Here is a 10,203-nt window from a genome sequence, read left to right as displayed (position 1 = left end):
AAGCGAGCGTATACACTGGTGATGGCGGCTTTTGCCCACAGTGTGGGCGCGAGTGAAGATCACCATGTTCTGGTGGTAGAGGACGGAGCGGGTTTCCATGTCCCTCCAGAGGAGGGACAGCCACCAGGTGTCCAGATCATCACCCTGCCCCCTTACTCACCCGAGTTGCAACCCGTGGAGCGCATGTGGGACCTGACGGACGACACAGTGGCCAATCGCTGGTTCGACACGATGGATGACTTCACTCAGACGCTGAGCCAGCAATGCGCCTGGTTGGAAACCCAGCCAGATCTCATCTCCCAGCAGACCCTCTTCCACTGGTGGCCCTTGTCAAGGAATTAATCGGAGTCAGTATTACAGCCCCAGCATCCCCCGGTAGCCCGCCACGATGCCTGCGCCCCAGATCAATGCCACCAGCGCGCCAAAGGCCAGGAAGGGGCCGAACTTGACCCGGTTCTCCTGCTTGCGGGCCAGTTGCACCACGCCGATCAGCGCGCCAGCAAACACGGCGACGATCAGTGCCACCAGCAGCCGTTCCCAGCCCAGGAATGCGCCGATCACGGCGGCCAGTTTCACGTCCCCAAAGCCCATTGCGCTGGCGTCGTACGGCTCGTCTGCGCCGTCGTCCTCTGCATCATCCGCAGCGCCAGGGCGGTGTTTGATCCACCAGTAGACGCCCGCCACCAGGGACACCGCGCCCGCTGCCGCCAGTGAACCCTGCACCATTAAAATCAATCCGGGGCCGTAGCCCGCGCTGCCGACCACCACGCTCAGGAGCAGGCCGCCCAGGGTCAGCAGCTCCGGCACGCGGACGACGCGGCGGCCCACCGCATTGACCGCCGCCGAGAGCAGGCCCACCCCTGCGCCCCACCACGGCCCCAGCCACGCGCCCGCCAGCAGCCCGGCGCTGATCTGCTGGAAACCGATGGGGAACTCCGGGTATTTCCGCTCGCGGAAGCGCCGCAGCACCCACGAGCCGAACTGGTTGATGGCGACGAGCAGGCCCGCGCCGAGGATTGCCCCGTTCACCGCCCTCGCCAGATCGGGCAAGCCCTCTACCGCGTTCCTGCCGTTGAAGAGGCCGAACAGCAGGCCCAGCGCCACGCCCGGCAGCGTCAGCTCGTCGGGAATCGTGTAGGTGGCCAGATCAATCGCGCTGCCCACCAGCAGCAGGGTGAACAGCAGCATCAGGCCCAGGCTGCCTGCGCCGTAGAGGGCGATGGGAAACAGCACGGCGATGGTGGCATAGCCCAGGCCGGTCAGCGCCTCCACGATGGGGTAGCGCGACTTGATCGGCGCGCGGCAGTAACGGCATCTGCCCCCCAGGGACAGCCAGGAAAACAGCGGCACCAGATCGCGCGGCCCCAGGGCGTGGTCACAGTTGGGACAATGACTGGGCGGAAAGGCGATGTTCTCGCCGCGCGGCAACCGCCAGATCAGCACGTTGGAAAACGATCCCACCAGCAGGCCCAACAGACCAGCGAAAACCACCAGCAAGACGTCGAGACTCACGGCAGAAGTGTAGGTGCCCCGGCCTTACAGTGTCATTCCACATCAAAACAGGGTCATTCCACACCAAATCCCCCCCCGCACGGCCCACGGGTCGTCGCGCTGCCAGAGGCCTACTCTGCCGTCCCTCGCCTCTCTCTACGCCGCAGACGGTGTGCTTGCTGTTCGTGGTCGAATCGCCTTTTGACCGCGTTCCAACTTGCACAGCGTTCAGGCGGATTGCGCGATACTGAGTAACTTTTGAATCTGGCCGGTGTCTGCCTCCGTGCCCCGGCTGCCCCGATGTTCTAACCCTTCCGGCTGTTCTAAGTCCGGCACTTCCCAAAAAGGTTTGATCTGACTATGACGCAAACTCCCGCCATAACCGCCTCCACCCCCGTTGCCCCCCGGACTTCTGCCCTGCCGCAGATCATCCAGGGCGGCATGGGCGTGGGCATCTCGCACTGGGGGCTGGCGCAGGCCGTCTCTGCCGTGGGGCAACTGGGCATCGTGTCCTGCACGGGTATCGACAACGTGCTGGTGCGCCGACTTCAGGACGGCGACGAGGGCGGGCATGTGCGCCGCGCGCTGGCCGCGTATCCCAGCCAAGAACGGGCCGAGAAGGTCATCAGGATGTACTTTTTGCCCGAAGGCCGTGAGCCGGGGCAGTCGTACCGCCGCGTGCCGCTGCCCACCGTCACCAAACACGGCGCGGCCTGGGAACTGGGGGTGATGGGCAGTTTCGTGGAAGTGTTCCTGGCCCGCGAGGGCCATGACAACCCGGTGGGCGTCAACCTGCTGACCAAGCTGCAACTGCACACCGTTCCGGCGCTGTACGGCGCGATGCTGGCCGGGGCCGACACCGTGATCATGGGCGCGGGCATTCCGCGCGAGATTCCCGGCGTGCTGGACGCCTTTGCGGCGGGCGGTCAGGCTTCCATCAAGCTGGACGTGAAGGGCGGAGAGGCCGCCACCCTGACCTTTGACCCCGCCGAATATGGCCTGGACAGGCGCGAGCTGCCGCGCCCCAAGTTCTACCCGATTGTGACCTCGCACATTCTGGCAGGGGTGCTGATGAAGAAGGCCAGCGGTTCGGTGGAGGGTTTCGTGATTGAGGGACCCACCGCCGGGGGCCACAACGCGCCGCCGCGCGGAACGCCCACCTTCGACGAATCCGGCCAGCCGATCTACGGCGAGCGCGACATCGCCGATCTGGACGAGATGAAGAAGCTGGGCCTGCCGTTCTGGCTGGCAGGGAGCCGGGCCACCCCCGAGGCCTTGCAGCAGGCGCTGGAACGCGGCGCGGCGGGTATTCAGGTGGGCACGCTGTTCGCCTACTGCGCCGACAGCGGCCTGCGCGACGACTTGCGTGTCAATGTCCATGAGTTGACCAAAAACGGCGGCGTGGACGTGTACACCGATCCGCTGGCCTCGCCCACCGGATTCCCGTTCAAGGTGGTGCAGGTGGACGACACGCTGGCCCGCCTGGAGCAGTACCTGGCCCGCCCGCGCGTGTGCGACATCGGCTATCTGCGCGAGGCTTACGCGGGCGAGGACGGCAAGACGGGCCTGCGCTGCGCCGCCGAACCCGTGGACGCCTACGTGTCCAAGGGCGGCAAGATCGAGGACACCGTGGGCCGCAAATGCCTGTGCAACGCCCTGATGACCGACGCCGGATACGCGCAGGTGCAGAAGGGCGGTTACACCGAGGACTCGCTGATGACCAGCGGCGACAGCCTGAACGATATCGCCGCGTGGCCGCTGGGATACAGGGCTGAGGATGTGGTGGAGTTCTTGCTGGGGCGGTATAAGCCGGGCACGGAGTAAAGCATGCAGGACACGGCAGCGGAATACTTTGAACGCTCAATTGTCAGAGCAAGAGATGCCACCATCAGTAATTTTGATGGCTACTTTGCAGGCGAGTCTGGAACTGAGTACGCACGCTTCATCCACGGCATCTACTCGCAGATTGACGAAAATCCACGGGCTGCCGTGGACTCTCTGCTTCCCTGCATAGTGGATGAAACCATCGGAATCATGCTTCAAGTATTTGACGAGATGGTCAACGCTTATGAGATCAAATTGAACCTGGGTGACTCTGAAATATCGGTTCACCAGGTTTACGAGCTGTTGGAGCCTGAGCTAAGACCGAGCGACGGCTGGATTCATAAATACAGCCGTCAGAGAATAGTGGAGATGCAAGAGGCTCCTAGCCTTGGCTTAATGCCCCCCGAAATGCCCTAACTGCGGCACGTTCGGCTTCCATTTAGGCCGTTCCACCACTTCCCCGAATAAGTCATATTCGTCGCTGTCCTCAATACGGGCCTTCACGATGTCGCCGATCTTGACCTGCCCCGCGAACTCGCCCGCGAACAGATAGACCTGACCGTCAATGCCGGGCGCGTCGCCCTTCGTCCGCCCTATCAATCGTGTTCCCGGCGCGTCGTCCCCGTCGTCGTTGAATTCGTCCACGATCACGTCCACCGTGCGGCCCACCTTCTCGGCCAGGCGCTCGGTGCTGATGCGCTGGGCCACTTCCATGAAGCGGGCGAGGCGGTCCCCCTTCACGTCGTCCGGCACGGGGTCCGGCAGGGCGTTGGCGTCGGCTTCCTCCACATCCGAGTAAGCAAAAGCGCCCACGCGGTCCAGCCTCGCGTCCTCCAGGAAAGTCAGCAACTCCTGAAACTCTTCCTCGGTTTCGCCGGGGAAGCCCACGATAAAGGTGCTGCGGATGGTCAGTTCGGGGCAGATGCCGCGCCAGCGCCGGATGGTGTCCAGTTGCTTGCCCGCGCCGGGCCGCCGCATCAGCCTCAATATGCGCGGCGAGGCGTGTTGCAGCGGCACGTCCAAATAAGGGAGGATCTTGCCCTGCGCCATCAGTTCCACAATCTTGTCCACATGCGGGTACGGGTAGACGTAGTGCATCCGCACCCACGCGCCCATCTCGCCCAGCTTGACGGCCAGATCGGTCAGGTGGGCGCGGACAGGGCCGCCCTGAAATTCGGACTCGCGGTACCGCACGTCCACGCCATATGCAGAGGTGTCCTGCGAGATCACCATCAGTTCCTTGGTGCCGCCCGCGATCAGACGGAACGCCTCGTACAGCACCGCGCCCGCGTCACGCGAAACCTGCTTGCCGCGCAGCTTGGGAATGATGCAGAAGGCGCAGGTGTGGTTGCAGCCCTCGGCGATCTTGACGTAGGCGTAGTGCCGGGGCGTCAGCTTGATGGTGGGGGCGAACACGTCGCCGTGCTTGGTGGCCTCGCGCTCGGGGCGCATTCCCGACGCAGTGACGGGCAGTACGCCCGTGAACTCGTCCGTTTCAATCGGCAGCAGCTCGCGCACGTGCATCATCACGTCGTCCACCGCCTCGCTGCCGGTGATGGCCGCGACTTTGGGGTGGCGTTCCAGAATCTTCTCGGGGCGTTCGCCCAGGCAACCGGTGACGATCACACGGCCCGTGGCCTCCAGCGCCTCGCCGATGGCGCTCAGGGATTCCTCCACGGCGGGGGTGATAAAGCCGCAGGTGTTGACGATCACGGCGTCCGCGCCCTCGTAGCTGGCGGCCACCTCGTAGCCCTCCACGCGGAGCTGGGTCAGAATCCGTTCGCTGTCCACCAGCGCCTTGGGACAGCCCAGGCTGATAAAACCAACCTTTCTGCTCCCCATGTTTTGCTTGCCCACTGTTTGTTTATCTACAGTCGCGGGCGAATCCATCGTTTGCGTCATGCGCTCTCCTCCGTCCTCTCGCCTCTCTGGACCCGTGATCAATCTGGGGCGGAGGCAGGGTCAGCCCGTCAGTGTACAGGGCGGCGGCGGGCCGGAGGTAGGGCGGACATCACACGCTGGAGCGGTTTAGCGTTTCATCAGCAACGCCAGCGGAAAGTCCTCCAGCACCTTCGCCACCGGAATCTTGCCGCCGCGCACCCGCAAGCGTTCGCCGGTCAGGACGTTTTCAAACGTGCCAGAGCTGGGCAGCGTGAGCTGGCGCGTCCCCCAGACCTCGCCCAGCGCCCAGGGGACGGCCTGACGGGTCAGGGTTAGAGTCAGGCGGGGCGCAACCGTCACCGCCAGCCCGTCGCCATGCTCGCGGGCAAAGGCCAGCAGGTGCCGCCCGGCGTCGATGGGGCGGTAACTCCCGGCCTCAAACAACTCTGGGTGGGCATTGCGCGTTTGCAGGGCGGCCCAGGTCACCAGCGTCTTAATGCCGCCGTGCTCATAGCCCCCCAGCAGTTTGCGGGCCAGTGGCAGGCCCGCGCCCTTCTCCAGCCGGGTCAGGCGGCGGGTCAGTGCCGGGTAATCCACCGGGCGGCGGTTGTCGGGATCTACCAGACTCTGGTTCCAGCCCTCGGACCCCTGGTAGGTGTCGGGAACGCCAGGGGCCGTCAGGCGGGCCAGGGTGGCGCTCAGGCCGTTCTGCGCGCCGTAGGGGCTGATCAGGGTGTGCAGGTCACGCAGGGCAGAGGCAAAGCCGCTGTCGGCCAGTAGCCCCCGCACGAAGGTCTCCAGTGCCGCCTCGTATTCCTCGTCGGGGGTGGCCCAACTGGTCCGCAGCTTGGCCTCGCGGCTGGCCTTGAGCAGGTAGGCGCTCAGGCGGTCCGGGAAATCCTCCATCCTGCCGTCCAGCGGGTACGCGCCCAGCGCAGTTTGCAGCAGCGTGTAGGCGTCCAGCGGACTGGGGGCCACACCCAGCTCCTGCTCCTGGCTGTATTCCAGAATGGGGGCGGCCCAGCGGCGCACAAAGGCCCCCCACGCCTGCGGCAGCTCGCTGATTACGCTGATGCGGGCGCGGGTGTCCTCGCCGCGTTTGGTGTCGTGGGTGCTGCCCGACAGCATGGCGTGCGGCCAGCGCTGTGAGCGTTCCTGCGCCGCCGTGTGGAAGTCCTTCAGTCGCGTACCGAAGTGCGCCGGATCGCCGCCTACCTCGTTCAGCGACAGCAGGCGGGCGTAGCGGTAGAAGGCGGTGTCCTCCGCGCCCTTGGCCGTCACCGGGCCGGTAAGCTGCTGGAATTTCAGGGCAAAGTCGGTGTACGCCTCGCGCGTGGCCTCGTCGGGGGCGTTGACAGTCAGCACCGACTCCAGATAGTCGAAGACGCTGGGGTCCAGCGGCCCGCCCTCGCGGCGGTTCTGGATCTTGGCGTCGCGCACCGCCCTGGCAATCTTGGCATTGTCGCCGGGTTCGCGCGAGCCGTCGGCGCGGATGTAGGTGCGGTAGACCGGGAAGGTGGCGATCACCTCGCGCACGGCGCTGCGCAGCGCACTCAACGTGAAGTCGCGCGATCTGAGATCCGATTCGCCCAGCCGCTCCAGCGACTCGGTCAGCACGTTGACCTCGCCGGGCAGGCTGACGCGCTGGATCAGTTGCTTGCCCCGGTACAGGTGTTCGCCGTAACTGAGGCGGTCCCCGGTGAAGCGGCGGTAGACCGCACTGATTTCGTCTTCGTGGGTGGAGTCCACGAAGACGCCGTTCAGCTCGGTCAGGAAGTCGTAGCCGGTGGTGCCGGACACCGCCCAGTCGCCCGGCAACTTCTCCCCCGGCTCCAGAATCTTCTCGGCCACCACGTACAGCGGCAGCGGGCCGCCCTGCTGCGGGTTCCAGGCCACGCCCAGCGCCTCGGCGGCCCCGGCTTGCAGCGCCCGGAAGTACCCGGCGGGATCGTACAGGCCGTCGGTGTGGTCCAGCCGCACGCCGTGGATCAGGCCCTCGCGGATCAGCTCGAACAGCGTGGTGTGCGCCCAGGCGAAGACGCGCGGGTCTTCCATCCGCAGGGCCGCCAGATCGTTGATGTCGAAGAAACGGCGGTAATTGATTTCCTCAGCGGCCACCTTCCAGAAGGCCAGGCGGTAATTCTGCTCGCCCACCAGCGCGTCCAACCGGGTAGTGTCGACGTTGATGGTCACCAGCGCGGCGTCTAGCGCGGCCCGTACCTCACTGGAAGTGTCCAGCAGCGCCCGCAGGCGGCGGGTCATGACCTCCAGCTCCTGCGCGCGGCTCAGGCGGTCCACGTCGGTCAATTCGTCGGAATAGCTGCGCGGCAGGCTCTCCATGCTGCGTGCCAGGCTGGCGAGTTCGGCCCGGATGCCCTCGGCGGTTTCCCGTGGGAGCTGATCCTTGACCGCTTCCAGGACCAGACCGATGCTGCGCGGCGACAGCGGCAGTTGGCGTTCCCAGTAACGCAGGAAGAAGCGGCCCCCGGCGTGTTCCAGTTCCAGCTCGCCGTTTTCCAGCACGCGCCCGTACTGATCGCCCAGCACCGGCAGCAGCACCTTACCCTCCAGCGCCCGCTTGAGCGGCTGCCACGAAATGTCGAAGAAGTGGGCGTAGCGGCTGGCCTGCCCGTGCATCAGCACGTCTTCCCAGTACGGGTTGTGGCCGCCCTGAATGCCCATGTGGTTGGGCACGAAATCCACCACTACGCCCAGTCCCAGCTCCCTCGCCCGCGCCGAGAATCTGCGCAGGCCCGCCAGTCCACCCAGCTCCGGGTTCACCGCCGAGTGATCGGTCACGTCGTAACCGTGGCCGCTGCCGGGGGTGCTGGCCCAGATCGGTGACAGGTACACATCCGAGACGCCCAGCCGCGCCAGATACGGCAAAACCCTGCGCGCGTCGGCGAAGTCGAAGTCCGCGTTCAGTTGCAGGCGGTAGGTGGAGGAGGGAACGTGGGCTGTGGGCTGTGGCTCGTGGACTGCGGATGCTGGAGCGGCGGCGGTCATGCGCCGCCCAGCAGGACGGCCTCGCCCACCGGCAGGGAGGTCAGGGCCTGCGGCGGCGCGTCCGTCTGCTCTGAGTGCAGAATGACGGTGCTGGGCAGCGGTGTCGACAGTTTCAGCCCGCTCAGCTCCACCTCCGACTCACCCACATTCCACAGCAGCAGCCGTTCACCCGCCAGGTTTTTCTGGCGCACCCACAGCAGTTCGCCCTCACTGCCCGCGCTCAGATACTGGCGCGAACGCTCTTGCAGGGCGGGGTCTTCGCGGCGCAGTTTGAGCAAAGTCCTGTAAAGGGCCAGTGTCTGGGCGTGCGGCCCGCTTCGTTCCTGCGCCTGCGTCCAGTCCAGCTTGGCGCTCTCCAGGGTGCTCTGGGCCTGCGGGTCCGGCACTTCCAGGTGCGTGAAGTCGCTGAAATATGCGAATTCCTTCTTGCGCCCCTCGGTGACCAGATCGCCCAGTTCCCCGGCATGATCGCTGAAGAAGGGAAACGGCGTCTCGGCAGCCCATTCCTGGCCCTGGAACAGCAGCGGCGTCATGGGCAGCGTCAGCAGCAGCGTGGACGCGCCCCGGAAGTGCTGAAGAGAGACCCGCTCGTGCTGCTGGAGGCGGTCCCCCACGGCCCGGTTGCCGATCTGGTCGTGGTTCTGGATGCAGTACACGAAGCTGGGCGCTTCCAGCCCGTCCGAGGACTTGCCGCGCTCATGTTCCTCGCCCTTCACGTCCCACTGCTGGCCCTCGTACTTCCAGCCCCGGTTGATCACGTGCGCCAGCTCGGCAGCGCTGCCCTGAAACCCGCCGTAATAACCCTCGTGTTCGTCGGTCAGGGTCACGCGCACTTCATGGTGGAAGTCGTCCACCCAGATGCCGTCCAGGCCGTCTTCCAGCACCAGTTCGGGGTGGTTGCGGTGGTCCTCGGCCAGCAGCAGGTGGGTGCCGCCCAGGCCGTGCACCTCCATCGCCAGTTCGCGCAAAATATGCAGCGGGCTGTCGTCCTGCATGGCGGCGGTGGCGTCCAGACGCAGGCCGTCGAAGCGGTACTCGTCGAGCCACATCAGCGCGTTGCCGGTCACGTAGCGGCGCATATGCGGTTCGGCGTAGTCCAGGCCCATGCCCCAGGCGCTGGAAAAGCGTTCGGTGAAATAGCTGGGGCTGTAGCTGGGCAGGTAATTGCCTGCCGGGCCAAAATGGTTGTACACCACGTCCAGAAACACGCCCAGCCCCAGCCCGTGCGCGGCGTCGATAAAGGCCATCAGTTCCTCGGGCCGTCCGTAGGGTGCGTGCGGCGCATACATCGCCACGCCGTCGTAGCCCCAGCCGCGTTCACCGTCGTAGGCGGCCAGCGGCATCATCTGAACGGCGGTGATACCCAGCTCCTTCAGGTACGGCAGCTTGTCCTGCGCGGCGCGGTAGGTACCTTGCGGGGTAAAGGTGCCGACATGCAGCTCGTAAAAGATGCACTCGGACAGCGCGATCCCGTTCCAGTCGGTGTTCTGCCATTCGTAGGTGCCCGGATGGTCCACCTCCGCCTCGCCGTGGACGCCGCCTGGCAGGAAGCGGGCGTAGGGATCGGGCAGCTCCTGGCCGTCCAGCACAAACAGGTAGCGCGCGCCTGCGCCGACGGGCAGGACCGCCTCAAAGAAACATTCGCCCAGATCGCTCATGGGATAAAGAGTGCCGTCCATCCTGACCTCTACTTTCTCGGCAGTGGTGGTCCAGACGCGGAAGCGGGTCCCGTCGCCGCCAGGCAGCAGATGCGCGCCCAGCCGGGTTTCTGGGGCGTCGTGGGGCAGGGCGGTGATGGGGGCCGAGGCGTGGGGCGTCGTCGCGCTGATCTGCCCGGAGGCCAGTGGCTCGGATGAGGGGTGGGTCATAACTTGCTCCTTCCAGATTGCCCTGAACTCGGGGCAATTAACATTTCAGGCTAGAGGCTGGAGATTTTTCTGCCATGAGAGCAGCGCGAAGGAACGCCGCCGCAAAAACTGGGTCAGGCGTCCCCACAACTGT

At 65.5% G+C, this 10,203-nt stretch carries 7 protein-coding genes; 3 read left to right on the top strand and 4 right to left on the bottom strand.

Annotated elements, in window-relative coordinates; translation table 11 throughout:
• Positions 1–342 (top strand): transposase (locus Q322_RS0103365; RefSeq protein WP_029475923.1); only part of this gene is annotated, 342 nt, incomplete at its 5' end.
• A gap of 12 nt (positions 343–354) precedes the next feature.
• Here Q322_RS0103365 and Q322_RS0103360 read toward each other — a convergent pair.
• On the bottom strand, positions 355–1,512 hold the full coding sequence (locus Q322_RS0103360) for a prepilin peptidase (RefSeq protein ID WP_029475922.1): 1,158 nt from the start codon (positions 1,510–1,512) through the stop codon (positions 355–357).
• Between the two features lie 339 nt (positions 1,513–1,851).
• Here Q322_RS0103360 and Q322_RS0103355 point away from each other — a divergent pair, with 339 nt between their 5' ends.
• Together Q322_RS0103355 and Q322_RS0103350 are read left to right on the top strand one after the other, a co-directional pair.
• Positions 1,852–3,315, top strand: coding sequence for a beta/alpha barrel domain-containing protein (locus Q322_RS0103355; RefSeq protein ID WP_245593119.1), 1,464 nt, complete (start codon positions 1,852–1,854; stop codon positions 3,313–3,315).
• A 3-nt stretch (positions 3,316–3,318) separates the two neighbouring features.
• The gene (locus Q322_RS0103350) at positions 3,319–3,732 is read left to right on the top strand and encodes a hypothetical protein (protein WP_029475918.1); all 414 of its coding nucleotides are present in this window, start codon (positions 3,319–3,321) and stop codon (positions 3,730–3,732) included.
• Here the strand turns inward: Q322_RS0103350 and rimO are convergent.
• The 3 genes from rimO to treZ form a co-directional block, all read right to left on the bottom strand.
• Positions 3,709–5,205 carry a 30S ribosomal protein S12 methylthiotransferase RimO gene (gene rimO, locus Q322_RS0103345; protein WP_051668085.1) on the bottom strand — a complete coding sequence of 499 codons (1,497 nt, stop codon included), beginning with the start codon at positions 5,203–5,205 and terminating at the stop codon, positions 3,709–3,711. The two genes, Q322_RS0103350 and rimO, sit on opposite strands and share 24 nt — an antisense overlap.
• 138 nt (positions 5,206–5,343) lie before the next feature.
• Positions 5,344–8,202, bottom strand: a complete 2,859-nt coding sequence (gene treY, locus Q322_RS0103340) for a malto-oligosyltrehalose synthase (protein WP_029475914.1) — start codon at positions 8,200–8,202, stop codon at positions 5,344–5,346.
• Positions 8,199–10,070 (bottom strand): malto-oligosyltrehalose trehalohydrolase, encoded by a 1,872-nt coding sequence (gene treZ / locus Q322_RS0103335; RefSeq protein ID WP_084147756.1) that lies wholly within the window; start codon positions 10,068–10,070, stop codon positions 8,199–8,201. The genes treY and treZ overlap by 4 nt, the downstream gene beginning before the upstream one ends.
• Between the last annotated feature and the right edge of the window lie 133 nt (positions 10,071–10,203).

It is taken from the genome of Deinococcus frigens DSM 12807, from assembly GCF_000701425.1.
Taxonomy (GTDB): Bacteria; Deinococcota; Deinococci; order Deinococcales; family Deinococcaceae; genus Deinococcus; species Deinococcus frigens.
Note: the sequence above shows the minus strand (reverse complement) of the source record. Positions and strands in the feature narration are given on the sequence as shown.